This window comes from Acidobacteriota bacterium, from assembly GCA_028875725.1.
GTDB lineage: Bacteria > Acidobacteriota > Thermoanaerobaculia > Multivoradales > Multivoraceae > Multivorans.
The window spans coordinates 25,861-50,420 of sequence record JAPPCR010000005.1 but is presented as its reverse complement, the minus strand read 5'-3'; the positions used below and the strand labels follow the sequence as shown (position 1 = coordinate 50,420).

The following is a 24,560-nucleotide window of genomic DNA, read 5'->3' as shown; positions in this document are numbered from 1 at the left end:
ACAGGTGACACGCAATGCACGATCTACAGCAGGTTGAGCAGGAGTACGTGCGGGATGGCCTGCCGGACTTCCGGGCCGGAGACACGGTCAAGGTCCACGTCCGGGTCCGGGAGGGCGCCAAGGAGCGCATCCAGATCTTCCAGGGCGTGGTCATCTCCCGGCGCGGCAGCGGCACCCGGGAGACCTTCACCGTGCGCAAGGTCTCGGGCGGAATCGGGGTCGAGCGCATCTTCCCGCTCCATTCGCCGGTGATCGGCCAGATCGAGGTCGTTCGCCGCGGCAAGGTCCGGCGCGCGAAGCTCTACTACCTGCGGAAGCTCCGCGGACGCGCCGCCCGGATCGAGGAGCGTCGCGACCGCTGAAGGCGGCGGCGCTACTCACCGAGACGTATCGCCTGCGCCTGATGCGCGGGCTCGAGGATCAGTTCGCGGCGGCCGGCTATGAACTCGTTGCCGGGATCGACGAAGCGGGGCGCGGCTGTCTCGCCGGTCCGGTCGTGGCGGCGGCTGTCGTCGTGGGTCCGGACTGCCTGATTCCCGGCGTCAACGACAGCAAGCGGCTCTCCCGGAAACAGCGGGAACGGCTGGCGCGGACGATCAAGCAGAGGGCGGTGGCCTGGGCCACGGGCGTCGGCGACGCGGCGTTGATCGACCGCGTCAACGTGCTCGAAGCGACGCGCCGGGCGATGCGGCTGGCCCTGCGGTCGCTGGCCGTTCGACCCGCGGTCGCCCTGGTCGATGCCGTGCCGCTTGACGAGGTGGAAGTCCGCGGCGCCGCCGTCCCGACGCTGCCGCTGGTGCGGGCGGATTCGCTCAGCTTCGCGGTCGCCTGCGCCTCGATCATCGCCAAGACGGACCGGGACCGGATGATGAGGGCGTACGACCGGCAGTACCCGGGCTTCGGCTTCGCCAGCCACAAGGGCTACGCCTCGGAACGTCATCGCGCCGCGCTGCGCGAGCTGGGGCCGACGCCGCTTCATCGCCTCACCTTCCGCTCCGTGCTGCCCGAGCGGGGGGAAGAGACCAGAGGCTAGCGCCCCGAAACCCCTCGCAGGCTCGGTGTTTCGGCCCATCCCGTCCTCTCCCGGGAGCTTGCGCCTTGAGCTCACGCGTAGCGTTCTGCGGCGCAAGCTCCTAGGATCCCCTTATGCAAGGGAATCGCCTGCTGTTCCTGATCATCGGCGTGATCGTCGCGGTGGCGGCGGCGGTTCTCTGGTTCCTGCCGCGGGCGGAGCGGTTGCGTGCGCCGACCCTGTCGGCCGCCTGGGTCGGCGTCGAGGTCGGGGGCGACGGCGTGGCCAGGACGGGCGACATCGAGATGGCCGCCGGCCAGGGCTTTCGTCTGCACGCCGTGCTGGCCACGGAGCCGCGCCGCGGCGACGAAGCGGGCGAACCCGTTTACTACAGCGCCGTTCCCCAGGTCGAGATCGACGGTCGCCGGTTCGAGGCGCTTCCCCCGGAACGGATCGGAGGTCTGGGCTGGGTGCGGATGCTCTGGTTCAGCGTCGAGCACGGCGTTCCGTTCCGGGAGCTGGAAGAAGCCGCCGATGTCGAGCGTTTCGCCTACGAGCCCTTCTTCCGGCCCGAGTGGGGCAGTGCCTGGTCGATCGACGGCACGCTCGACGCCCACTTCGACGGTTGGCTCGAGAACGACGGTCCCGACATCGACCGGGACTTCGGCACCCTCCGCTACCAGGTCTGGGTCGAGGCCGCGATCGACGAGGACGCCCTGGTCCCGGATCAGCGCGTGAAGTCACCCGCTCCCCCCGACGGCACCCGGCTCGAGGCGCGGTTGGCGGGGGCGCTGGGTACCCCGTCGGCGGTCTTCGGTCTGCCTGGAATCCAGCGGGAGGGGGACGGATGGGACCCTTCGGCCGTCGCCCGGCTGCAGCAGCTTCACGACGACCGGCTCGCCTTCAGCCAGGTTTCCGTGCTGCGGGACATTCTCGCCGCGGGCGGCGTCACCTGGGAGGACCTGACATGGGAACTCGCGCCGCTCGACGGCAGCACCGCGTGGAGCGCTCCGGGCGGGGGTTCGCCGGCGCCGGGTGATCTCGTTCATGTCGGCGACCGTTGGGCCGTCCTGTTCGCGGACAGCGCCGAGGGCGCCGTCGGGATGCTGGACGGCGCGGACCTGTGCCTGGACTTCGACGCCGGCGCCACTGTGCGCCGGCTCGACCGGATCTTCACCGTGAACGAAGAAGGCGAGGGGGATGTCTTCGTGGCGGCGCCGGGGCGACCGTTCTGAGCCCGCCTCAGCCGGCCGCGTCGCCGGCTGAGTTCCTGATCGCTTCCTCCAGCCTGCCGCCGCGCAGCAGTTCGCTGAACACGTGGGGCTCCTGTCCGGGGCGGTAGAGGGCGTAGAACGGGATGCCGTAGCGGCCGAAGCTCGCCAGGTAACGGGCGATGTCGTCGTTCCGGTTGGTCCAGTCGGCCTTCATCGCGACCACTTCGTAGCGGTCGAAGAGCTCGGCCGTCTCGTCGGTCTCGAGCACGAGGCGCTCGTTCACTTTGCAGGTCGCGCACCAGTCCGCGGTGACGTCGACGAAGACCAGCCGGCCTTCGGCGGCAAGCGTCTCGGCCTGGACCGGGTCGAACGGCACCCAGTCCAGGACCTGCACGCCGCCTGCCGTGGCGCCGGGGCCGCGGGATTGGGCGGTCGCGCCGTTCGCGAGCAGCAGCACCAGGAGGGCCGCTGCGACCGCGCCGGCGCGACCGAAGACGCGCAGACCCGTCTTCTGGCTGCGGCTCTGCAGCCAGATGAACAGGGCCAGGGTGAGCAGGCCGATCTCCAGGAAGGCGAGCCGGGCGCTGTCCATCTGGGCCGCGAGCACGTAGAGCAGCCAGATCGTCGTGCCGGCGATCAGAAAGCCCATGACGCCGCGCAGCGTCGCCATCCACTCGCCGGGCCGTGGCAGCAGCCGCGTGGCGCGTGGCATGGCGGCCAACAGCAGGTAGGGAGTGGCGAGGCCGATGCCGACCGCGGTGAACACGAAGACGATCGTGGCCGCCGGCTGGCTCAGCGCGAAGCCGACCGCGGTGCCCAGAAAGGGCGCCGAGCAGGGCGTGGCCATCAGGGTGGCGAACACGCCGGAGAAGAAATGCCCGGAGTAGCCAGCTCCGCCTCCGGCCTGGTGGTTGGCGGCGGGCGCGGAGTGCGAGTGCGAGTGCGAGTGCGAGTGCCCCTCGTCCGCCGAATGCGTGTGGCCGCCTAGCCGGTTGGCGAGTGCGTGCGGCAACTGGATCTCGAACAGGCCCCAGACGTTCAGGCTGAACAGGGTGAGCACCAGGGCCAGGAAGGTCACGAACACGGGGTTCTGGAACTGGATGCCCCATCCGACCGCCTGCCCGGCGGAGCGGGCGAGCAGCGTCGCTCCGGCCAGCGCCCAGAACGAGACCAGGATGCCCAGGGTCGTCATCAGGGCGCCGCCGACGATCTCCCGGCGTGGCTTGCCGGACGCCTGAGCGAACCCGAAGAGCTTGAGCGAGACGATCGGCAGGACGCACGGCATGCCGTTCAGGATCAGGCCGCCCAGCAGTGCCGGGATCAGCGCGGCGAAGAGGCTCAGGCCCCCCGCGTTGTCGGGTGGCGGCGTTGGCGGGGCCGCGAAGGCGGGATGCCCGGTCGGCTCGCCGGTGGTTCCGATCTCGAGCGAGACCGTTGCCTCGGCCGTGATCGGCGGCAGGCACTGGATGTCGTCACAGGCCTGATAGAGGAGTTCGGCCGACACGTCGACGACACCGGCTGTCGCGTTCGTGGGCAGATCGAATCCCGCGTGGATCACCGCTTCGTGCTCATAGACCGCGAGGAGATCCTCCGAGAACCCGAACTGCCACATGATGTGGTCGGGATAGCGGACATCCGGCTGCGGCCAGTCGACGGGCAGCTCGAAGGCGATCTCGGTGGCGATCAGGTAATCGAAAGTCGGTGTGTGGCTCTGGATGTGCCAGCCGTCCTCAATGTTGATCACTGCGGCGATGCGCACGAAGTCGCCGGGGGCGTAGGAAGTGAGATCGGCAAAGGCCTCGAGCGAAGCCATTTGCGGCGTTCTGAACTGGCCGTTCGCCGCCACGGCCAGCGCCAGTCCAGCCGTGAGAAGGACGGCCGTTCCGAGCGCCTTGCTGCTGTTACGATCCTGTTTCATGCCTTCCGGTGAGCGCGAGTCGGCCACGATGGCGGTTACCCGGCGGGTAGCCGAGCTTCGCCGTGAGGGAATCGAGGTCCTCGACCTGGGTGCCGGAGAGCCCGACTTTCCCTCGCCCGGGACAGCCGTGAAGGCTGCGCAACGGGCTCTGGACGAGGGCCGGACGAAGTATACGGTGCTGGAGGGCACGGCCGAGCTGAGAGCCTTGCTGGCCGATCGCTACAGTGCGCAGGGCGCGCCGTGGAGCGCCGCCAACACGCTGGTCACGGTGGGCGCCAAGGCGGCCCTGTACCAGCTTGCCCGCGCGTTCCTTTCGCCCGGCGACGAGGCTGTCGTGCACACCCCGGCCTGGGTCAGTATTCCGGCCCAGGTGCGACTCGCGGGGGCCGAAGCCGTCACCGTGCCGATGGCGGCGGAGGACGGATTCGCCATCCGGGCGCAGCCACTCATCGCGGCAATGACGGAGCGGACGCGGGCGGTGATCGTGAACACGCCGTGCAACCCCACCGGCGCCGTCGCCTCCATCCTCGATCTCGAGCGCCTGGCTTCAGCCTGCGCAGAGCGGGGCGCGCTCCTGGTCTCCGACGAAACCTACGAGCGCTTCGTGTACGACGGCCGGCGGCACGCCAGCGTCGCGGCGCTGGCCGCCCGCTACCCGGACACGGCGGTACTGGTCGGTTCCTTCTCGAAGAGCTACGCCATGACCGGCTGGCGGGTGGGCTACCTGCTCGGTTCGGCCGAGGTGGTCGCGGCCGCGGCCGCCGTCCAGAGCCATGTGACCTCGAACGCGACCTCCTTCGCGATGGCGGGGGCTGAGGCGATCCTGGCGGAGGAGCCGCCCGAGTCGGCGGCGCTGGTCGCGGCCTGCGCGCGCCGCCGGCAGGTCGTGCTCCGGGAGCTGGAACGGGTGCCCGGAGTCGTCTGCCCGCCGCCGGCCGGCGCCTTCTACGCGTTTCCGGACGTGAGAGCCTGTCTCGACGAGGCGTGTCCCGACTCGGCTTCCCTCTGCCGCCGCCTGTTGGAGGAGGCTCGCGTCGCCACCACACCCGGCTCCGCCTTCGGCTGCGAAGGCCACATCCGCCTCTCCTTCGCCTGCAGCGACGAAGAGCTGGCTGCAGGGCTCGACGGCCTGGTCCGGGTCCTCGGCCGATCGATCGGGCGGGTCGTTCCGTCCGTTGCCGCGGGGGGTCGAGTGGGATGAGACCCCTGGCGCGCGGCCTCGCCTTTCACATGCTGACGCTGTTCGGAATCAGGGTGCGGATCCACTTCACGTTCATCCTCCTGTTCGTCTGGCTCGCCGTGCTGGCGCCCGACATGGGCAGCAGCGCGCTGCTGCTGACCTTTGTCGTCGTGGGCCTGTTGATGAGCGTCATCGTCCACGAACTCGGCCATGCCCTCATGGCGCGGCGGTTCGGCATCGAGACCCGTGACATCGTCCTCACGCCGGTCTGCGGAGTGGCCCGTCTGGACGGCTATCCCAAGGGCAAGGTCGAACTGGCAATCGCCGCCGCCGGTCCGCTGCTCAACCTGGTCCTGGCGGTCGTGCTCTTCGTCGGGCTGACGGTCGCGGGGCTCCCGCCGGTGGGCGCCGGAGCGGTGGTCGACGTGGCGTCGGCGCTCCAGTGGCTGCTGGTCGGCAACCTCTGCCTGTTCGCGCTGAATCTGCTCCCCGCGTTCCCGCTCGACGGCGGGCGCATCCTCCGCTCGGCTCTCTCGTTCGCCATGGGCCAGGAGCGGGCGACCAAGGTCGCCACCCGTCTGGGCATGGTCGTTGCCGGTCTGATCGGCCTGGCGGCCATCGTCCCCTGGCAGTTCGGCGTGGCGTTCAACCTGTTCCTGTTCCTGACGGCGTTCTTCATCCTGCTGGGCGCGAGCCGCGAGTCCTCCCTGGTCAAGACCCTCCAGGTGCTGCAGGGCCGCCGGGCGGCCGAGGCGATGATGACCCGCTGCGAGCGCCTGGCGCCCCAGGACACGATCGAGTGGGCGGTGCGCCTGCTGCTCTCGACCACGCAGCGCCAGTTCCCGGTGGTCGACGGCTGGGGCAGGGTGGCCGGCGAAGTGGATCGGGAGCGCCTGCTCGAGTCGGTGACCCGCTTCCCGGCCGACACGCCCCTGCTGGAGCTCATGAACCGGGACCCGCTGACGGTGGCGGAGGACTGCGACCTGCTGGACGTGCTCCGGGAACTGCAGAGTCCGGCTCGGGCGCTCTGGGTCGTTCGCGACCACGAGCTGCAGGGGATGCTCACGGCGGACGGGCTTTCGCAATTCGTCGAGGTGTGTCGCCGGCTGCGACATCGCGACGCGGGAGCAAGCACCTGAGTCGCCTCCAACTGGTAGAGTGGCGGCTTCCGATTCGCATGAACTGAGGGTGGGCGCGTGACGGACGACGCAAAGCGGTCAGGACTCTCTCGCCGATCGTTCCTGCGCAGCGGCGCCGCGGGCGCCCTCTCGGGCGGTCTGGCCGCGGGCCTCCTGACCGGTGAGGCCGCCGGCGCCGCGGCCGCGACCGACGCGGAAGCGCCGGAAACGGTCGGTCCGGGCCCAGTGGAGGTTGAACTCGAGGTGAACGGCGTCGCCCGCCGGCTGGCGGTGGAGCCGCGTGTCACCCTGCTCGACGGCCTGCGCGACCGGCTCGACGTGACGGGTCCGAAACGGGTCTGCGACCGCGGCACCTGCGGCGCCTGCACCGTCCTCGAGGACGGCCGTCCGATCTACGCGTGCAGCCGCCTGATGATCGAGTCCGCGGGACGCAGCATCACGACGGTGGAGGGACTGGGTTCGCCGGACGCCATGCACGACGTGCAGCAGGCCTTCGTCGAGAACGACGCGCAGCAGTGCGGGTACTGCACGCCCGGCTTCGTCGTGGCGACCGCGGCCTTGCTCGCGCGTCACCCGGCGCCATCCGAACAGGAGATCGAAGCTGGCTTGGGCGGCAATCTCTGCCGCTGCGGGACCTACAAGGGCATTCGCGCCGTGGTCGAGGGCGCCGTGGGTGGAGGAGTGAGCGGTGGCTGACTACTCTTGGCCCGAGGCGGACCGGAGGGCGCTGATCGGGTCGCGGCCGGCGCGGCTCGACGGCCCGGTCAAGTCGACCGGTTTCGCGAAGTACCCGTCCGACCAGAACCCGAGTGGCCTGCTGGCGGCGAAGATCCTGACCTGCCCGCATGCCCATGCCCGGATCGTCGGGATCGACACGTCCGCGGCCGAGGCGATGTCCGGCGTACGCGTGGTCCACGTGATCCAGGGAGAGGGCGCCGAGATCCAGTGGGCCGGCGACGAGGTCGCGGCCGTCGCCGCCGTCACCGAGGAGGTGGCGCGCGACGCGCTGCGGGCGATTCGGGTCGACTACGAGGTGCTTCCGCACTTCGTCACCGAAGAGAACCGCGATGGCGCGCCCGATGCCAGGGCCGCCGGTGAGAGGACCGAAGGCGACCCTGACGCCGCCTTCGCCGCCGCCCATCGCACGGTGGAGCGGACACTGGGCATGCCCCAGATGGCCCACATGTGCCTGGAGCCGCATGGCCAGGTCTGTTCCTGGGACGGCGACGAGCTGGAGGTTCACGCCTCGACGCAGGCGGTCTCGACCCTGGCCGGGCAGTTCGCGACGGAGCTCGGCGTGCCCGCGAGCCAGGTACGGATCCGGACCGAGTACATGGGCGGCGGCTTCGGTTCGAAGTTCTCGCCCGACCGCTGGGGCATCGTCGGCGCCGAGCTGGCGCGCAAGGCGGGAGCGCCGGTGAAGCTCTTCCTCGAGAGGGACCAGGAAGTGACCGTTGCGGGCAGCCGGCCGTCCGCTTTCGCCCGCATCCGGGCGGCGGCCGACGAGCAGGGCCGGCTCGTGGCCTGGGACTCGGACTCCTGGGGTTCCGGAGGCCTTCCGGGCACGGGCCAGACGCCCCTGCCGTACGTCTTCAGCAGGCTGCCGAACCGCCGCACCCGCCACACCTCCGTGCCGACGAACCTGGCTGGTTCCAGGGCCTGGCGGGCGCCCAACCATCCGCAGGCGTGCTTCCTGACGATGGCCGTCCTGGACGACCTGGCCGACGAGCTGGGTCTCGACCCGATCGACTTTCTCGAACGCAACCTGGACCTGACCGGCCGGGCCGACACCTACCGGGAGCAACTGGCGATCGCCGGCGAGATGACGTCCTGGAAGGAGCGCTGGCAGCCGCGTGGGCGAGCGCGCGAGGGCGCCGTCCACCGTGGGCTCGGCGTCTCCGTCCACACCTGGGGCGGCCGCGGCCACTCGAGCAACTGCGACGTGACCGTCCATCCCGACGGCGCGGTCGAAGCGCGGATCGGCAGCCAGGACATCGGCACCGGGACGCGCACGATCGTGGCCCAGGTGCTCGCCGAGACCTTCGGCCTCGAACTCAGCCAGGTACGGGTGTCTCTTGGCGACAACGTGTACCCGCAGTCCGGCCCGTCCGGCGGCAGTTCAACGGTCGGCGGAGTCACCGCCTCTACCCGGCGGGCCGCGCAGGACGCCCTGCGCGAGGTGCTCGTCCACGTGGCGCCGCGGCTCGAGGCCGAGCCGGAGCAATTGGTCGCCGGGGGTGGCCGTGTGTTCGTGGACGGGGATTCGGCTCGGGGGATGTCCTGGCGCGAGGCGGCGGCCCAGATCGGCGGCGCGCCGATCAGCGTTCAGGGCCGCAATCCCGGCCCCGGCCGGCTGATCTCCAGCGGCGTGGGCGGCGTGCAGATCGCCGAGGTGGAAGTCGACATCGAGACCGGTGTCGTGCAGGTCGAGCGGATGATCGCGGTCCAGGATTGCGGCCTGATCATCAATCGCCGGCTGGCGGAGAGCCAGGTCTACGGCGGCCTGATCATGGGCGTCGGCTACGCGCTCTACGAGGAGTGGATTCCGGATCCGGTGAGCGGCAGGCTCCTGAACGCGGACATGGAGTTCTACAAGCTCGCCGGTCTCGTTGATGTGGGGTCGCTCGAGGTTCACATGATGACCGGCCCGGGCTACGACGAGCGCGGCGTGATCGGCCTGGGCGAACCGCCGGTCATCTCGCCGGGCGCCGCGATCAGCAACGCGGTGGCGAACGCGATCGGCGTCCGCGTGCCCTACCTGCCGTTGACCCCCGACCGCGTGCTGGACGCGCTGGCCGGACGGGGAGGACCGGCCTGATGCGTCCGTTCGGTTACGCCGCGCCGGCGACCGTCGACCAGGCGGTCGGCCTGCTGGAAGCGGAGGGCAGCGAGGCGCTGGCCGGCGGCACGGATCTTCTGAGTCTGCTCAAGGACGATGTCGAACGGGTCGATCGGCTGGTCGCGCTTCGCGGCGTGCCGGGTCTCTCCGGAATCGAGCTCGACGGCGGCATGCTCCGCGTCGGCGCCATGACGACCCTGCAGGAACTGAGGGACCACGACGGCGCGATCGCGGCCCTGCCCGCTCTGGCCGTTGCGATCGACGGCGTCGCCAGCCCGCAGTTGCGGGCGATGGGCACGGTCGGCGGCGATCTGCTCCAGCGGCCCCGGTGCTGGTACTACCGCCGGGGCTACGGCCTGCTGGCGCTGGCCGCAGACGGCCGCTCGATGGTGACGGCCGGCGACAATCGCTACCACGCTATCTTCCCGGAAGGCGAAGCGCGTTTCGTCAGTCCGTCCAGCCTGGCGCCGCTGCTGGTCGCGCTCGGGGCGGAAGCAGTCGTTCACGGGCCGGCCGGTGAGCGCCGGCTGCCGGTGGAGGCGCTGTACCGTGCGCCCCTGAGCTCGGGAGAGCGTGAGAACACGCTGGCGCCGGGCGAGCTCCTGGTCGGCGTCGAAGCCACCGTCGAGGGATCTCGGTCGGCCGTGTACGAAGTCCGCCAGCGCCGCGCGCTGGACTGGCCGCTGATGGCGGCCGCCGTGTCCCTCACCGGCTCGGGACCGCGAACGGAGCGTGCGCGGATCGTGCTCGGCCACGCCGCGCCCGTGCCCCACGTGGCGACGGCGGCAGGCGACCTGTTGTCCGGGCGGGAACTGACGCCGGAGACGGTCGCCGCGGCCGCGAATGCGGCGGTGGAGGGCGCCCGGCCGATGAGCGGCAACCGGTACAAGGTCCAGCTTGCCCGAACCGCGGTACGGCGAGCGCTCGGCCGCGCCGCCGGGATGGAGATCTGAACGCGATGGCCGACCGTCCGCGCATTCCCCAGGCGCCGCAACTCTGCCGGAGGCTGCGCTGGAAGACGATGTTCATGGCCCTGGCGCCGGTGGAGCCGGGTACGGACGTCGACCCGCAGCACGAGATCGACGACGGCTTCGTCTGGTGTACGCACAGCATGAACTGTCTCGGACCCGACGGCGCGGTGGCCTCCCGGGAGGACTGCCGGGAAGGCAGGCGCTGCTTCGAGAGTTACGGCCCAAACCCCCGAAACCTGGCCCACGGAGACCTGCCGACATGAGATTCACTTCACGAGTTCTCTTCCCCGCTCTGTTTCTGATGGTCGTGCCCGCCGCCGCGATGGCGGCCGGAGTCTCGGGTATGTACGTCGAAGCCCGGACCGCCGACGTCTACACCGGTCCCTGTTTCGCGAACTCCGAAGTCGGGCTGGTCGGCAACGAGGCGATCATGGCCTGGCGGATCGAAACGGGCGGCTGGGACGGCGTCGATCTTTCGGGCCTCTCGGTGCTCGCGGTCGTACGGTCCGATGCGACTCTGGGCGATCCGTACGCCGAGTCGCGGGCCACGGAGTCCGTGCTGATCGTGGACGCGGCCGCGGACGGGCCGCAGCGCTCGGCGCTCGAAGGGTTCGCGCGCGGCATGGGGGGCGTCCTCCTTGCGGATGTGGCCCTGGTGGAAGCGGCGGACGTCACGTTCGATCTGCGGCCAAACGGGGCTGCCTCGGTCTCGGCGGGCAGGCTGGCCACGGTGAAGACGCGGCCGCTCGACCACCGGGACCACCTCTGCGGCAACGAGACGGTCTTCTATCCACCGCTGGCGCCGACGGACGGAGTCGTCCCCGGCGTCGCCATCGAGCACACCTGGCAGGGTCCGGGCCTGGGCGCCACCTGGAAGAGCCCCGGCAAGCGGAGCACCTTCGTGGGTCGGTTCAGCCGCTAGCACCAAGAGCCGTCGCCGCGCCCGGCGTCCCACTGATGATCATCAACAAGCAGCAGATCGGCGACGCCAGCCTGCTGGCGGTGGAGGGCGTGATCAAGCTCGGAGAGAGCGCCCGGTTCCTGGCCGATGCGTTGAAGCGAAGCCTCGCGGAGGGCGACGGCCATGTCCTGCTCGACCTCTCCGACGTCAACTACATGGACTCGACCGGCATCGGCGAGCTCGTCGGGTACCTGGTCAGGCTCCGCGCGGAGGAACGGAAACTCATCCTGGTCCGGCCTTCTGAACGGATCGTTCAGTTGCTGACCGTGGCCGGCGTCGCGTCGCTGTTCCCGACCTACGACACGGTGGAGGATGCCCTCGCGGCGGAGGCCGGCGGGACCTGAACGGAGATGGGGGCGCCCGTGCCGGCGCTCATGGCGGCCTGAAGACGGATCAGCCTTCGGGCGGGTCGAGGACGAAGGCTTCCGGCAGCAGTTCCTGCAGCGTGAACCGGCTCCAGTTGGCCGGGTCGTGGGTCCCGGCGGTGACCGACACGACCGGCAGGTCGCGACAGAACTCGGCCAGGGCGTCGCGGCACTGCCCGCAGGGCGCGCAGGGTGGCGCGGAGCCCGTGGCGATGGCCAGCGCCACAAACGATGTCTGGCCGTCCGCTACCGCGGCCGACAACGCGCCGCGTTCGGCACAGAGGGTCAGGCCGAGCAGACGGTTCTCCACGTTGCAGCCGACGTAGACGTTGCCGTTGGCGGCCAGCAGCGCGGCGCCGACCCGGAAATGGCTGTAGGGCGCGTGGGCGCGTTCCCGGCAACTGACGGCGGCGTCGACCAGAGTCTCCCAGTCGATGCCCTCCCACGTGGCGCCGCGATCCGGCGTCGGCAGGTGGAAGACGGGTTCCGCGCTCATCGTTGAAACCCTAGCAGCCCCGCCATGCCCCCTGGCTCGGACTGGAGGCGCGGAACGTGATACCCTGCGCCGCCGTGAGCGAACCCCCAGTCGAGCCGCCAGCCGGCGGTCAGGAGGTCGGCTGGCAGGACGGCGTTCTGGTCGTCCCGGATCGACCGATCGTTCCCTTCATTGAGGGCGACGGCATCGGGCCCGACATCTGGCGGGCGGCTCAGGCGGTGATGGACGCCGCCGTGGAGAAGGCGTACTCGGGCGAGCGCGCCGTCGCCTGGCTCGAGATCCTGGCCGGCGAGAAGGCCCTGGACGAGACCGGAGAGTGGCTGCCGGCCGCCACGGTCGACGCCATCCGCTACTACCGGGTCGCGATCAAGGGCCCGCTGACGACGCCCGTCGGCGGCGGCATCCGCAGCCTGAACGTGGCGCTCCGGCAGTTGCTCGACCTCTATGCCTGCGTCCGGCCGGTCCGCTACTTCGACGGCGTGCCCTCGCCGATGCGCGAGCCGGAGAAGGTCGACATGGTCCTCTTCCGGGAGAACACGGAGGACGTTTACGCGGGCCACGAGTGGCAGCAGGGGACGCCGGAGACGAAGGCGCTGATCGACTTCGTTCAGCAGAAGCTCGGCCGCGATATCCGCGCCGACTCCGGCATCGGGATCAAGCCGGTCTCGGTGACCGGGAGCAAGCGGCTTGTCCGCAAGGCGATTGAGTACGCCCGTGCCCAGGGCCGCAACAGCGTGACTCTGGTGCACAAGGGCAACATCATGAAGTTCACCGAGGGCGCGTTCAAGGAATGGGGCTACGAACTGGCGGCCGAGGAGTTCGCCGACTGCACCATCTCCGAGGACGACCTGTGGTCGAAGCACGATGGCCGCATGCCGAACGGGCGGATTTTGGTCAAGGACCGGATCTCGGACGCCATGTTCCAGCAGGTGCTGTTGCGGGCCGACGAGTACGACGTGATCGCGACGACCAACCTGAACGGCGACTATCTCTCGGACGCCCTGGCGGCCCAGGTCGGTGGTCTGGGCATGGCGCCGGGCGCCAACGAGGGCGACGGCGTCGCGCTGTTCGAGGCCACGCACGGCACGGCGCCGAAGTACGCCGGCCAGGACAAGGTGAACCCCTGCTCGGTCATCCTGTCGGGCGTGATGATGCTGAACTGGCTGGGCTGGAACGAGGCTGGCCGGTCGATCGAGAACGCGATCAGCCGAGCCATCCGGCAGAAGCGCGTGACCTACGACCTGGAGCGCCAGATGGAGGGCGCGACGCTGCTGAAGACCTCCGAATTCGGCCAGGCGATCATCGAAAACCTCGACTGAAGAGCCGCCGCCCGTGAAGATCCACGAGTTTCAGGCCAAGGGGATACTGCGCCGGTTCGGGGCTGCCGTGCCCCAGGGCAAGGTGATCGACGACCCCGCTCAGGCCGGGCCCATCTGCGAGGACTTCGGCGGCCGCTGCGTGGTCAAGGCGCAGATTCACGCCGGCGGCCGCGGCAAGGGCGGCGGCGTCAAGGTGGCTTCGAGTCCGAGCGAGGCGGAACGGCTGGCCGGTGAGATCCTGGGCATGCAACTGGTGACGCACCAGACCGGCCCCGAAGGCCAGCAGGTGCGCCAGGTGCTGATCGAGGAAGCCCTGGAGATCGACCGGGAGCTCTACCTGGGCGTGACCCTCGACCGGGCCGCCGAATGCCCCCTCCTGATGGCATCGCGCTCGGGCGGCATGGACATCGAGGAAGTGGCCCAGTCGGATCCCGACGCGATCCTGCGTGAGCTGATCGATCCGCTTCTCGGCGTGTTGCCGTTCCAGTGCCGGCGGATCGCGTCCGGGCTCGGATTCGAAGGCGGCACGGCGCGCCAGATCCAGTCGATCGTCTCCAGCGTGGTCGCGGCCTACCTCGAGACCGACGCTTCCCTGGTCGAGATCAACCCGCTGATGGTGGACTCGAAGGGCGATGTCTACGCCCTGGACGCGAAGATGAACTTCGACGACAACGCGATGTTCCGGCAGTGGGACGTCGCCGAGCTGCGGGACGTGCACGAGGAGAATCCGCTGGAGGTCGAGGCCTCCGAGCACGGCATCAGCTACATCAAACTGGACGGCAGCATCGGCTGCATGGTCAACGGTGCTGGCCTGGCGATGGCGACGATGGACATCATCAAGCTCTACGGTGCCGAACCCGCCAACTTCCTGGATGTCGGCGGCTCGGCTTCCCAGGAGGCGGTGGCGAGCGCTTTCCGGATCATCCTCTCCGATCCGGCGGTCAAGGCCGTGCTGATCAACATCTTCGGCGGCATCGCGCGCACCGACCGCATCGCGCGCGGCGTGGTCGCGGCGATCGACGAGCTGGCCGCCGAGGCCACGCCGGTGGAGGTGCCGGTGGTGGTCCGGCTCGAGGGCACGAACGTCGAGGAGGGCCGAGAGGTGCTGGAGCGGGCGGACTTCGACTTCCTCGTCGCCGACGGCATGGCGACCGCCGCCGAGCGCGCGGTCGAGGCCCTGGGAGGCTGAGCCGATGTCGATTCTGGTTGGCGAGAGCACGCGCCTGATCGTCCAGGGCATCACCGGCAGGGAGGGCCTGTTCCACGCGATGGGCTGCCGGGACTACGGCACCGAGGTCGTAGGCGGCGTGACGCCCGGCAAGGGCGGTTCGACCGTCGAGGGCTTTCCGGTCTGGGACTCGGTCGAGCGCGCACGGCGGGTGTCCGGCTGCAATGCGACGCTGATCTTCGTACCGCCGCCGTTTGCCGCCGACGCGATCATGGAGGCGGCCGACGCCGGCGTCGAACTGATCGTGTGCATCACCGAGGGCATTCCGGTTCAGGACATGGTCCGGGTCAAGGCCTTCCTCGGGGGTCAGGGCAGCCGCCTGCTGGGGCCGAACTGCCCGGGCCTGATCACGCCGGGCCAGGCGAAGGTCGGCATCATGCCCGGCCACATCCACGAGCCGGGCAACGTCGGCGTGATCAGCCGGAGCGGCACCCTGACCTACGAGGCCGTGTGGCAGCTCACGAACGAGGGGCTGGGGCAGACCACCTGCGTCGGCATCGGCGGCGATCCGGTCAACGGCACGAGCTTCATCGACGTGCTGGAGCTGTTCGCGGGGGACGATTCGACGGAGGCCGTGGTCCTGATCGGCGAGATCGGCGGTACGGCGGAAGAAGAGGCGGCGGCCTGGATCGGCAAGCATCTCGACATTCCCGTCGTCGGCTTCATCGCCGGCGCCACGGCTCCGCCGGGCCGGCGCATGGGCCATGCCGGAGCCATCGTGGCAGGAGGTAAGGGCACCGCGGCCGAGAAGAAGGCGGCGCTGAGTGCTGCCGGGGTCCTGGTCGTCGATTCGCCGGCCGAGATGGGCGCGCGGCTGTCCGAGGCGTTGGGGAGATGACGGCATGGAAGAGACGCTGACGATCATCAAGCCGGACGCCGTCCGGGCCGGCAACACCGGCCGGGTCATCGCCCACCTGGAGGACGCGGGATTCGCGATTCAGGCGATGCGCCGGATGCGCCTGTCGCAGGCGCAGGCGGAGGCCTTCTACGCGGTGCACCGGGAGCGGCCGTTCTACGCCGACCTGGTCGCCTTCATGACGAGCGGTCCCGTGGTGGCGATCGCGCTGGCGCGCGAGAACGCGGTTGCTCATCTCCGCGACACGATGGGCGCCACCGACTCGACCCAGGCCGCCGAGGGGACGATCCGCAACCTCTACGGGACGAACATCCAGAACAACGCGATCCACGGCAGCGATTCGCCGGAGAACGCCGCGATCGAACGCGCCTTCTTCTTCGCCGCCTGCGACCTGGTCGAGTAGCAGCGGCCCACTTGTCGGCCCGACCCCGCTGATAGGGTCCCGGGTCGGCACGATGGGACCAGTGCGGAACAGGGCTTGACCACGGCGACCCAACTATTTTCCAGCCGGTGGGGCCTGATGCTCGCCATGCTCGGCATGGCCGTCGGCACCGGCAACATCTGGCGATTCCCGCGGATCGCGGCTTCCAACGGCGGCGGGTCCTTCCTCGTGGCCTGGGTCGTCTTCCTGTTGCTCTGGTCGGTGCCGCTGATCCTGGCCGAGTTCGCCCTGGGCAAGAAGATGCGCAGCGGCACGGTGGGTACCTTCGCCGCGATGCTGGGCGAACGGTTCGCCTGGATGGGCGCCTGGATCGCCTGGGTGGCCGCGGCGATCGGCTTCTACTACGCGGTGGTCATGGGCTGGACGCTGCGCTACCTGCTGGCCGCCATCACGATGCAGCTCAGGGGCGAAGCCTCGAGCGAACTCTGGGACCAGTTCTCCTATACGCCCCAGGTGCTCGTTTTCCACGCTCTGGCCCTGGCGATGGCCGTGGTCGTCGTGCTCAAGGGGATCCGGGGGATCGAGGCGGTCGTGCGGATCCTGATGCCGGCGCTGCTGGTGCTGGTCGTGGTGCTCGCCATCCGGGCGGTGACGTTGCCGGGTGCGGTGAACGGTCTCGAGTTCCTGTTCAGGCCCAACTGGAGCGACCTGCTCGACGTCAACATCTGGCTGCAGGCGCTGACCCAGAACGCCTGGGACACCGGCGCCGGCTGGGGCCTGGTGCTGACCTACGCCGTGTTCTCGCGTCGCCGGGAGGACACGAACCTGAACTCCTTCCTGCTCGCGTTCGGCAACAACAGCGTCTCCCTGCTGGCCGGCATCATGGTGCTCTGCACCGTCTTCTCGATCATGCCCGGGGCTCGCGACCAGATCGTTGGCGCCGGCAACGAGGGCCTGACGTTCGTCTGGATACCCCAGCTCTTCAACGCGATGCCGGGCGGCTCGTTCTTCATGATCCTGTTCTTCATGGCCCTGGTTTTCGCCGCCTGGACGTCCCTGGTCGCGATGTTCCAACTGGTCGGCCTGGCACTCGAGGAGGCGGGGCTCGAACGGCGCAAGGCCATCGTCTCGATCGCGGTCGCCGCCTTCGTGCTCGGCGTGCCCTCGGCGCTCTGGCAGCCATTCTGGTCGAACCAGGACAACGTCTGGAGCGTCGCCCTGATGCTCTGCGGACTCTCCTTCGCCCTGATCGTGATCCGCTACGGCGTCACCCGCTTCCGTGCCGAGATGATCAACACCGGCGACCAGGACATGAGGATCGGCGCGTGGTGGGACTGGGTGATCCGGCTGATCGTGGTCGAAGCCCTGGTGCTCGTCGTCTGGATGATCTGGAGCGTCCGCAACGAGCCGCTCTGGGGCCCGCTTGGCGTGGGCAACATGTTCGCGCAGTGGATCGTCGTTGCCGCGGTGCTGATCGCGCTCAACGGCGTCTTCCTGCGCGGATTGAGGAAGCGCGCGTCGAAGGCGTAGCGGCGTCGGTGCGCACCCGCCCGCGGAGGGGCTCAGGGGGAGGGCTCCCAGCGGACCTTGGGGCGCTCGGTCGGGTAATGGGGAGTGGGCACTCACTTCTTCCCGCTCCAAGTACGGCGAAGTGTCCGCTGTGCGAAGAACGACGACGCGCTGACGGAAACACCTCGGCGTTCATGCCCAGACCCCTACGAATGACCACCTGCAAATTGGGGGTGACCGGTGGTCTTGGCATGGAGTAGGTTCACCCCAGTCTACAGCCGGATCGTTGCGGATGAGCCGTCGGCGACGGGCTGTAGCATCCACAAGAGGGAGGCTTTCGACCATGCGGGTGTTCTTCAAGAGGTCCACGCCGCTGCGTGACGCGGCCTTGGCCATCCTATTCTTTGGGCTCTTGGTGCCCACCCAGATCGCCGTTGCAGGAGACTGCTCCTACGAATGCAACGAGCGTGGATGCACGTCAGCAGGTTCAACCGTAACGGGCCAAGGCGGCTGCAGGACGACATCCAGGAAGGTATGTGTCGACGATCCAGAGAAGCCTGGGCCGGTATGCACGACGACCACAACCTGCGATACGATCACCGGGGCATGTGGGGACTTTGGCCCACTCGAAATGTGACTTTCGCGGGAACCGAAGTAGCGCGGAGACGCCATCGACGGTCAACTCGAGAGGAAGGGGCTTCCACCATGCGGGCGTTCTTCAAGAGGTCCACGCCAGTACGTGACGCAGCATTGGCCATCCTGTTCTTTGGGCTCCTGGTGCCTACGCAGCCAGCCGTTGGAAGTGAATGCAACGCCGAATGCAACGAGAATGGATGCTCACAAGGTTCGACTGTAGCGGGCCAAGCTAGCTGCATGGAACGGGTCGACAAGGAGTGCGAGATCAAGGGTTGGATGATGGTCGCCGGTTTCCTCGTCCCGCGGATAGTGTGCACGACGACCACAACCTGCGAGACCATCACCGGAGCATGTGGAGACTTCGGCCCACTCGAAATGTGAAGGTTGCGCCCGAAATGCAGTACCGAGCTGCAGGACCTGCCGCACTGGCCGCGTTTTGCTTGATCCCGCTCTTCTGGTCATCGTCTCCGACTCTGGCGCAGATCGAGTTGAAGGTCGCCGGGGTTGCTAGCCGGGAGTTGGCGGACTTGCAGTCGGCGACGTTCCAGGTACTCGACCCGATCACCCGCGAAGTGATCGCTTCATGGGAATCCGCTTACGGGTTGGCGTTGGAAGGATTCAGGGTCGAGGTTCCCGCTTCAGAGGTCGGCGTGGTAGTTCGGGCGACAGCCCCAGGGGCTTGGTCCCCATCGGTGTATGTGCCGCCCGGAGGTGCGCTGGACCCACTATTCCTGGTTCCAGAGCGCAGGATCGTCCTACGGGTCCGCAGTTCACAACGGGCATTGGAGCGGCTTGCTCGCGAGAATCTCTACGTCCTTGGTCGGGTGTGGACGCCAGGAAGGTGGCTGCCACCCGGCCTCTACCGTGGCCCGTGCGATGGTGAGTGGACGGAGGGCGGGAGGGAGTTGCTCGTCACGTGTCCGTTTGCCGCGGGTGAGACAGTGACCCTTCGTGTTTGGATGGGTCCGTTCCAGGCGTGGACGACGACCGTCACGGATAACTCCGAGGATCTGACCTTCGAGTTGGACGAACCGAGGATCGGCACGACAGTCATTGGTCGGGTGGCCGGCTCTCCGGCGTCGGCGGTCTACTTGGCCGCGGATGACGGGCGCATTCCGGTGGCAACGTGGACCGATTCGGCAGATGGTTCGTTCTTGTTCGAGGGGCTCTCTCCTGGGCGATTCTCTTTGAGGCTCGTGGATTCGCCACTGGACCGGTGGCCAGTTCACATCGAGTCTCTTGGGGATTGGATCGACTTGGGCGACCTGCAGGGTTCGGCCCTGAACCGTTTGACTGTCGAACTCAGGGGCAAGCAGGGAGGCGCACTGACTGGCCTTGCCGTAAACGCTGTGCCTGTTGAGTTGGATGATGAGGACGAAGTCGCAAGTTACGGTACTCCTGTTGGAGGGGAGTTATCCGAAGGCGGCCTCTTCATCTGGGCTGGCTTGCCGCAGGGGTACTACGAACTTGAAGTGTCGAACCAACAGGGGGACCGCTACCACAAGGAGCTGATCAGGTTCCTTGGGATGGACTACACCGTCCTGGAACTCGAGTTGCTACCCGTCGACGGCATCCTACGCCGTGGTGGTGACCCGGTGGAAGGTGCCATGCTGTGGTTCGGGGGCATGTCCGGTGTCGAGCGAGTGGCGATGCGGAGTCGGGAAGATGGCGTCTTCCAAGGGTTTTTGCCTCGAGAGAGCGACTGGTGGCTGGAGCTTACGGCTGAGCCGCAGTGCGACCCCTGCGAGGGGCCGTGGGAACGAGGTTGGCAGGGACTCGACGCGGCGACTGTCGAGCACGTCGGATTCATCGAGGCCAAAGCGGATGACGACGGCGTTGCCCGCATCGACATCGATCTACCAGCAGGTCGAGTGAACGGTCGCGTTGTCGCCCTCGAGGAAGATGTTCTCCGCGGAGTCGAGGGTGTCCAGGTAAGGATCAGGCGTACGCAGAGGACATTTGAAGAGGGAGACCTCGGCATCGGGCCTTGGGTGACGCGATCGGAGGAATCCGGTGGTTTCTCAGTCGAGGGGCTGCCCGCCGGGAACTTCTTGGCATCTGCCGAGGTGTCAAGGCGAGGGGAAGTGATGCTCGCGTCCGGCAATGTACAGTTCCGCGTCGACGAGGGTCTCACGGCTCCCGAAGTGGAGTTGCGCCTACGAGAGCAGCAAGAGGTCCGGGTGGCGGTCCATTCAGGCAGTGCTCCGATAAGAAGAGCGGCGGTGTGGGTTCGGTCCGGATCGGCCGTAGCTGGGAAGTCGCCGATGTCCTTGGACGGACAAGGTGTGTTCTGGCTTCCTGCTCCGACTTCGACGGTGGATATCTTCGTTTGGTCAAACGAGTTTGGCGCGACAGGTGTGCGGCAGGAGGTGACTGGCGGCGTGATCACCGTGAAGCTGGACCAGATCAGAGGTGATCTCCGGCTACCGAGGCGACCATTGGGTGGCCGACTCCTTACCGATTCGGGAGTCGGAATCGAACTGGATCGGCTCAGGAGCCTCACTAGTGCCGTCGTGGATGATGGCGACGAGATCGTCGTCCGCGATCTGTCCCCCGGAACGTACCAGTGGTGTCCGTCTGACCGTGAGGCATGTATACCGGCCACCGTCGTGCCATGGGCAGAAAACCAAATAGATCAGTAAAGGAGAAATTCGATGCGGAAGCGCTTGACTGGTCTTGTTCTGACTCTCGGTCTGTGCCTTGTGGCACAGGCTGTCGGGGCATCCGAGAAGCCGGGTTACCTGGGGTTCGGGTTCCACGTCGATCCGACCTCGGGGCTGCTTACCGTCGCGTACGTGGTGCCGGATAGTCCTTGCTGAAACAGCCGGCATCATGGAGTTTGATGTCCTGACGATGATCTCGGGAACCGAGGTGCGATTCGCGTCACATCGCGAGGCGCTCGACACCGCGCGGCGCACGGTAAGGGTAGGGGTTCCGGTCGAGCTTGCCTTCCGACGCGAAGGAAGGAACCTCTCCGCGGTCGTGGTGCCTGTAGAGCCCCCGAAAGACCTAGCGGCGAAGAATGAAGCGGCGCTGCCCTGCGCGGACTCTGCGCTGACCAATGGAATCGAGGACCTGCCGCCCTGACGCGTCAGATTCGTCACGGCCCACGCCGGCGGCGGCAAGTTGACGATCCGAGAGCCTGCTCACACGCCTTCCCTTGGAAAGGCGCGGCCGTTTGCGTTTGGAGGTGGGTTTGAAGAGCCGCGAAAGGAGTTCGTGCACGTTCTAGCCGCAGGAAGCGGCCGTGTTCATCGTGCACGGACAAAGAGGTCACATCCAAGGAGCATCGGCAACCACGAACAAGATCCCCATCCCTCTGCTCACGGGCTTGGCGCTAGGGACTGAGGCCGGTGCAGTGCAACCACCTCAAGAAGAGGCCGCTTCGCGGTCGAGAGACCTGGCAAGCGTGCTCGAGGTCACCGGCCAGACGATCGAGAAGTGGCAGAAGGCGCACGAAGCCCTGCCGCTCTGCGAGCCGGTGTGGGTGCGCTGCCGAACGAGCCTCTGCACGGAACAGGCGGCACCTACTCTTAATCCCAATCAGTCCCGCACAGGCTCTCTGATCGGACGGTTCCCCTGGTGCTTAGTTGCGTTGTAGAGGTCGAGAAGCCTGGCCCACACTTCCACGCCTACGCAATCTCTGAGCCGAGAGACTTGTCGTACAACCCCAGAGGCTCCCCGCGCGCGATGTAGACCCGCTTCTTGAGCTTCATCGGCGTCAGTTCAACGCCTCTGGCTCCGCGAGGGCGAGGAACCACTAGGGAAGTGACGGCGTGTATCGCTCGCTTCGCCCCCGCTCGGGAGCGGTCCTGCTTAGACCCTGACCAGGCTGAGCACTGTCGTTGTGCGGTCCGGGTTGGCGCGTTTGCCGGGTTGGCCAGAAGGGGACGTCAGCTCAGGCGGCGGTGCAGCCAGGCACGGACGCGCTGGATCCGATGCCACGCGTTGGGCCAGCGGCGCATGATGAAGGCTCTGAGCCGGAGGTTCAACCGGTTGCTGGCTAGTGACAGCAGAGCCACACCCGCGGGCACGAGAACGATGGCGGGTATCAGGGGCAGCGGGCCGAAGATGAGACCGAAGAGGACGAGAAAGGTGCCTAGGGCGAACAGGAGAATGCGTACTCCGACCTGCAGCGGCGGCAGTTCCTCGTCGCCGAGGGGGTGCGCTTGCAGTTCCGGGTGACGCTCAGTCTGCGGCATCGGCGGCTAGGGCTACAACCTGCAGGAAGCGACGCTTGCCCACCTTCAGCAGCACGTTTGCTCCATCCGGCAGGGTGAAGTAGGGATCGCCGATCTTCTCGCCGTCGAGGGAGACGGCTCCCTGCTGGATCAGGCGCCGGGCTTCGGCCCGGCTCCCCGTGAGGCCGGTGTCGGCGATCAGGGTGAAGAGCGCCTGGCCGGACGGAACGACGCGGGTTTCGATCTCGTCGGGCACGCCGCCGCTGCGGAACATGCGGTCGAACTCGGTGCGCGCCTCGTCGGCGGCTTCGGGACCGTGGAAGCGCTTCACGAGGTCGTGGGCGAGGTCGGCCTTCAGGTCGCGTGGACTGGCCCGCCCCCTCTCCGCGTCGGCCTTCTGCCGCTCGATCTCGGTCTCGTCCATGTCGGTGAGCAGCAGCCGCCAGTCCCACATCAGGTCGTCGGGGATCGACATCGTGCGGCCGAACATCTCGCGTGGCGAGTCCTCGAACGCGATCGCGTTGCCCAGGCTCTTCGACATCTTCTGGGTGCCGTCGGTGCCGACCAGGAGCGGCACGGTGAGCGCGATCTGGGGCTCCATGCCGCGGGCACGCATCAGGTCGCGGCCCACCAGGAGGTTGAGCAACTGGTCGTGGCCGCCGAGTTCGACGTCGGCCTCCATGACGACGGAGTCGTAGCCCTGGGTCAGGGGATAGAGCAGCTCGTGGATCGAGATCGGCTCGTGTTTCTCGAAGCGGTCCCGGAAGTCCTCCCGCTCCATCATCCGCGCCAGCGTGTAGGAGCCGGCCAGGCGGACCAGGCCCTCGGCGCCCAGGGCTCCGAGCCACTCGCTGTTGTGCTGGATCTCGGTGCGTTCCCGGTCGAGGACCTGCCAGGCCTGTTCCTGGTAGGTCTCGGCGTTGGCCAGGACCTCGTCGCGCGAAAGCTGGGGTCGGGTGGCCTTTTTGCCGGTCGGGTCGCCGATCATCGCGGTGAAGTCGCCGACGAGGAAGACGACCCGGTGCCCGAGTTGCTGGAAGTGGGCCATCTTCCGCAGCAGCACGGCGTGGCCGAGGTGCAGGTCCGGCGCGGTGGGGTCGAAGCCGGTCTTGATGAGCAGGGGACGGTTCTCCTTGCGGGACTGCTCGAGCCGCTGCCGCAGGGCGTCTTCTTCGACCACGTCGACCGCGCCGCGCAATAGCAGTTCCATCTGCTCGTCCGGGGGAGGAAAGCCGCTGCTCATTGGGCGGAGGGTAGCAAGCCGCTCTTACGCCTCGGCGGACGCGGCGATGCGGCCCCTGGCGACGATCCTGGCGTCCCCGGACAGCCGCCAGCGGCCGGCGCCGTCGGGTCCGTCCGGAGCGGCCTCGAGCTGCAGTTCGAAGCCGCCCCGGGTGGCGGCCGCAACAGGCAGCGAGAGCCGGCCCTCGGCGATCGCGGAGGCGGCTGCCGCCACGACGCCGGTGCCGCAGGCGAGGGTCTCCGCTTCCACGCCGCGCTCGTAGGACCGGATGCCGAGGCGTCCGGGCGGGTAGAGGCGGACGAAGTGGACGTTCGCGCCTTCCGGGCCGAGGTCCGGGTGTGCGCGCAGGGCCGGGCCCAGCGACGCCACCGGCGCCTGGTCCAGGTCTCCCGGCCACCGGAGGACGAAGTGGGGAACGCCGGCGTCGATCCGGCATCCCCGGTGGTCCTCGCCGTTCGCGTGCAGCGTCATCGCCTGGCCCGCTTCCGGAACGGCCACGCTGACCGCGGTGCGTCTGCCGTCGACGGGCTCGGCGACCAGGGCGCCGGCGCCGGTCTCGATCGTCAGTCTCCGGGCGTCCGGTTCCTGTTCGAAAGCGAGCCGGGCCGCGCAGCGGGCGGCGTTCAGGCACAGTGCAGCGCGGGCGCCGTCGGCGTTCGCGTAGTCGAGGGCGTAGCGCTCCCTGGCTAGTCGATGCAGCGTGAACAGGCCGTCGGCGCCGACCGATACTCCGCGCCGGCACCACGCCCTGATCGTCTCAGGGGCCGGCGCCGGTCGCTCGACGAGGGCGATGAAGTCGTTGCCGGCGCCGGACACGAGGAGGAACGGCGTTCCGTCCTGCTCGGTCATCGTGGCCTCTGGGCGCCGTCGCCGTCCTCCTCGTCGTCGCCGTCCTCCTCGCCGTTGCCGTCGTCGGTCTCGGGTTCCTCGCCCGCGTCCTCCGCGCTTTCCGCTTCTTCCGGTTCGGCTGCGGCGGTGTCCGCTTCGGCTTCCGGCTCGGGCGGCCGGATCGGCGGTAGGGGATCGCCCTTCAGGCCGCAGCCCAGGCTGGCGAGCAGGACCGCCAGGACCACGGCAAGCGCGGCCAGCCGAAGCGGGCGACGGTTCCGGG

24 protein-coding genes are annotated in these 24,560 nt (G+C 68.5%); 18 read left to right on the top strand and 6 right to left on the bottom strand.

Annotation, left to right across the window (positions count from 1 at the left end; all coding sequences use genetic code 11):
* The first annotated feature begins 14 nt into the window (after positions 1-14).
* The 3 genes from rplS (at position 15) to OXI49_00395 (ending at position 2,247) form a co-directional block, all read left to right on the top strand.
* Positions 15-362, top strand: a complete 348-nt coding sequence (gene rplS, locus OXI49_00405; GenBank protein ID MDE2688952.1) for a 50S ribosomal protein L19 — start codon at positions 15-17, stop codon at positions 360-362.
* A 41-nt stretch (positions 363-403) separates the two neighbouring features.
* Positions 404-1,033 carry a ribonuclease HII gene (locus tag OXI49_00400; GenBank protein MDE2688951.1) on the top strand — a complete coding sequence of 210 codons (630 nt, stop codon included), beginning with the start codon at positions 404-406 and terminating at the stop codon, positions 1,031-1,033.
* A gap of 113 nt (positions 1,034-1,146) precedes the next feature.
* A complete protein-coding gene (locus OXI49_00395) occupies positions 1,147-2,247 on the top strand; it encodes a hypothetical protein (GenBank protein MDE2688950.1) in 1,101 nt (366 codons plus the stop codon).
* A 7-nt stretch (positions 2,248-2,254) separates the two neighbouring features.
* Here OXI49_00395 and OXI49_00390 read toward each other — a convergent pair whose 3' ends face one another.
* Positions 2,255-4,144: a thioredoxin family protein gene (locus tag OXI49_00390; protein ID MDE2688949.1), complete on the bottom strand. Its 1,890-nt coding sequence runs from the start codon at positions 4,142-4,144 to the stop codon at positions 2,255-2,257.
* Between OXI49_00390 and OXI49_00385 the strand changes: the two genes are divergently transcribed.
* Genes OXI49_00385 through OXI49_00350 form a run of 8 tightly spaced genes read left to right on the top strand, consistent with a single transcriptional unit; the run spans position 4,143 to position 11,578 of the window.
* A complete protein-coding gene (locus OXI49_00385) occupies positions 4,143-5,345 on the top strand; it encodes a pyridoxal phosphate-dependent aminotransferase (protein ID MDE2688948.1) in 1,203 nt (400 codons plus the stop codon). The two genes, OXI49_00390 and OXI49_00385, sit on opposite strands and share 2 nt — an antisense overlap.
* Positions 5,342-6,463: a site-2 protease family protein gene (locus tag OXI49_00380; GenBank protein MDE2688947.1), complete on the top strand. Its 1,122-nt coding sequence runs from the start codon at positions 5,342-5,344 to the stop codon at positions 6,461-6,463. The genes OXI49_00385 and OXI49_00380 overlap by 4 nt, the downstream gene beginning before the upstream one ends.
* 57 nt (positions 6,464-6,520) lie before the next feature.
* Positions 6,521-7,159: a (2Fe-2S)-binding protein gene (locus tag OXI49_00375; GenBank protein ID MDE2688946.1), complete on the top strand. Its 639-nt coding sequence runs from the start codon at positions 6,521-6,523 to the stop codon at positions 7,157-7,159.
* A complete protein-coding gene (locus tag OXI49_00370) occupies positions 7,152-9,281 on the top strand; it encodes a xanthine dehydrogenase family protein molybdopterin-binding subunit (protein MDE2688945.1) in 2,130 nt (709 codons plus the stop codon). The genes OXI49_00375 and OXI49_00370 overlap by 8 nt, the downstream gene beginning before the upstream one ends.
* On the top strand, positions 9,281-10,255 hold the full coding sequence (locus OXI49_00365; GenBank protein MDE2688944.1) for an FAD binding domain-containing protein: 975 nt from the start codon (positions 9,281-9,283) through the stop codon (positions 10,253-10,255). Before OXI49_00370 ends, OXI49_00365 begins: the two co-directional genes overlap by 1 nt.
* 5 nt (positions 10,256-10,260) lie before the next feature.
* Complete coding sequence (locus OXI49_00360) at positions 10,261-10,536, top strand: hypothetical protein (GenBank protein ID MDE2688943.1); 276 nt, start codon at positions 10,261-10,263, stop codon at positions 10,534-10,536.
* The gene (locus OXI49_00355) at positions 10,533-11,195 is read left to right on the top strand and encodes a DUF1326 domain-containing protein (GenBank protein MDE2688942.1); all 663 of its coding nucleotides are present in this window, start codon (positions 10,533-10,535) and stop codon (positions 11,193-11,195) included. Before OXI49_00360 ends, OXI49_00355 begins: the two co-directional genes overlap by 4 nt.
* Positions 11,196-11,230: 35 nt before the next feature.
* Positions 11,231-11,578, top strand: a complete 348-nt coding sequence (locus OXI49_00350) for an STAS domain-containing protein (GenBank protein MDE2688941.1) — start codon at positions 11,231-11,233, stop codon at positions 11,576-11,578.
* Positions 11,579-11,627: 49 nt separating this feature from the next.
* Here OXI49_00350 and OXI49_00345 read toward each other — a convergent pair whose 3' ends face one another.
* On the bottom strand, positions 11,628-12,095 hold the full coding sequence (locus OXI49_00345) for a cytidine deaminase (GenBank protein ID MDE2688940.1): 468 nt from the start codon (positions 12,093-12,095) through the stop codon (positions 11,628-11,630).
* 74 nt (positions 12,096-12,169) lie between these two features.
* Here OXI49_00345 and icd point away from each other — a divergent pair, with 74 nt between their 5' ends.
* From icd to OXI49_00310, 7 genes are all read left to right on the top strand, one after another.
* Entirely contained in the window at positions 12,170-13,414 is a 1,245-nt protein-coding gene (gene icd, locus OXI49_00340) for an isocitrate dehydrogenase (NADP(+)) (GenBank protein ID MDE2688939.1), read from the top strand.
* A gap of 13 nt (positions 13,415-13,427) precedes the next feature.
* Positions 13,428-14,603, top strand: coding sequence for an ADP-forming succinate--CoA ligase subunit beta (gene sucC / locus OXI49_00335; GenBank protein ID MDE2688938.1), 1,176 nt, complete (start codon positions 13,428-13,430; stop codon positions 14,601-14,603).
* Between the two features lie 4 nt (positions 14,604-14,607).
* The gene (gene sucD / locus OXI49_00330; protein ID MDE2688937.1) at positions 14,608-15,480 is read left to right on the top strand and encodes a succinate--CoA ligase subunit alpha; all 873 of its coding nucleotides are present in this window, start codon (positions 14,608-14,610) and stop codon (positions 15,478-15,480) included.
* 4 nt (positions 15,481-15,484) lie between these two features.
* Positions 15,485-15,901, top strand: coding sequence for a nucleoside-diphosphate kinase (gene ndk / locus OXI49_00325; GenBank protein ID MDE2688936.1), 417 nt, complete (start codon positions 15,485-15,487; stop codon positions 15,899-15,901).
* 75 nt (positions 15,902-15,976) lie between these two features.
* Positions 15,977-17,410, top strand: a complete 1,434-nt coding sequence (locus OXI49_00320; GenBank protein ID MDE2688935.1) for a sodium-dependent transporter — start codon at positions 15,977-15,979, stop codon at positions 17,408-17,410.
* Between the two features lie 1,574 nt (positions 17,411-18,984).
* On the top strand, positions 18,985-20,667 hold the full coding sequence (locus OXI49_00315) for a hypothetical protein (GenBank protein ID MDE2688934.1): 1,683 nt from the start codon (positions 18,985-18,987) through the stop codon (positions 20,665-20,667).
* Positions 20,668-20,857: 190 nt separating this feature from the next.
* Positions 20,858-21,112 carry a hypothetical protein gene (locus OXI49_00310; protein MDE2688933.1) on the top strand — a complete coding sequence of 85 codons (255 nt, stop codon included), beginning with the start codon at positions 20,858-20,860 and terminating at the stop codon, positions 21,110-21,112.
* Between the two features lie 806 nt (positions 21,113-21,918).
* Here OXI49_00310 and OXI49_00305 read toward each other — a convergent pair.
* From OXI49_00305 to OXI49_00290, 4 genes are read right to left on the bottom strand one after another with little or no spacing between them, the layout of a single operon-like run.
* Positions 21,919-22,227 carry a hypothetical protein gene (locus tag OXI49_00305; GenBank protein MDE2688932.1) on the bottom strand — a complete coding sequence of 103 codons (309 nt, stop codon included), beginning with the start codon at positions 22,225-22,227 and terminating at the stop codon, positions 21,919-21,921.
* Positions 22,214-23,449: a tyrosine--tRNA ligase gene (gene tyrS / locus OXI49_00300; GenBank protein MDE2688931.1), complete on the bottom strand. Its 1,236-nt coding sequence runs from the start codon at positions 23,447-23,449 to the stop codon at positions 22,214-22,216. The genes OXI49_00305 and tyrS overlap by 14 nt, the downstream gene beginning before the upstream one ends.
* 24 nt (positions 23,450-23,473) lie before the next feature.
* Positions 23,474-24,298: a diaminopimelate epimerase gene (gene dapF / locus OXI49_00295; protein ID MDE2688930.1), complete on the bottom strand. Its 825-nt coding sequence runs from the start codon at positions 24,296-24,298 to the stop codon at positions 23,474-23,476.
* Positions 24,295-24,522, bottom strand: a complete 228-nt coding sequence (locus OXI49_00290; GenBank protein MDE2688929.1) for a hypothetical protein — start codon at positions 24,520-24,522, stop codon at positions 24,295-24,297. The genes dapF and OXI49_00290 overlap by 4 nt, the downstream gene beginning before the upstream one ends.
* Positions 24,523-24,560: the final 38 nt, after the last annotated feature.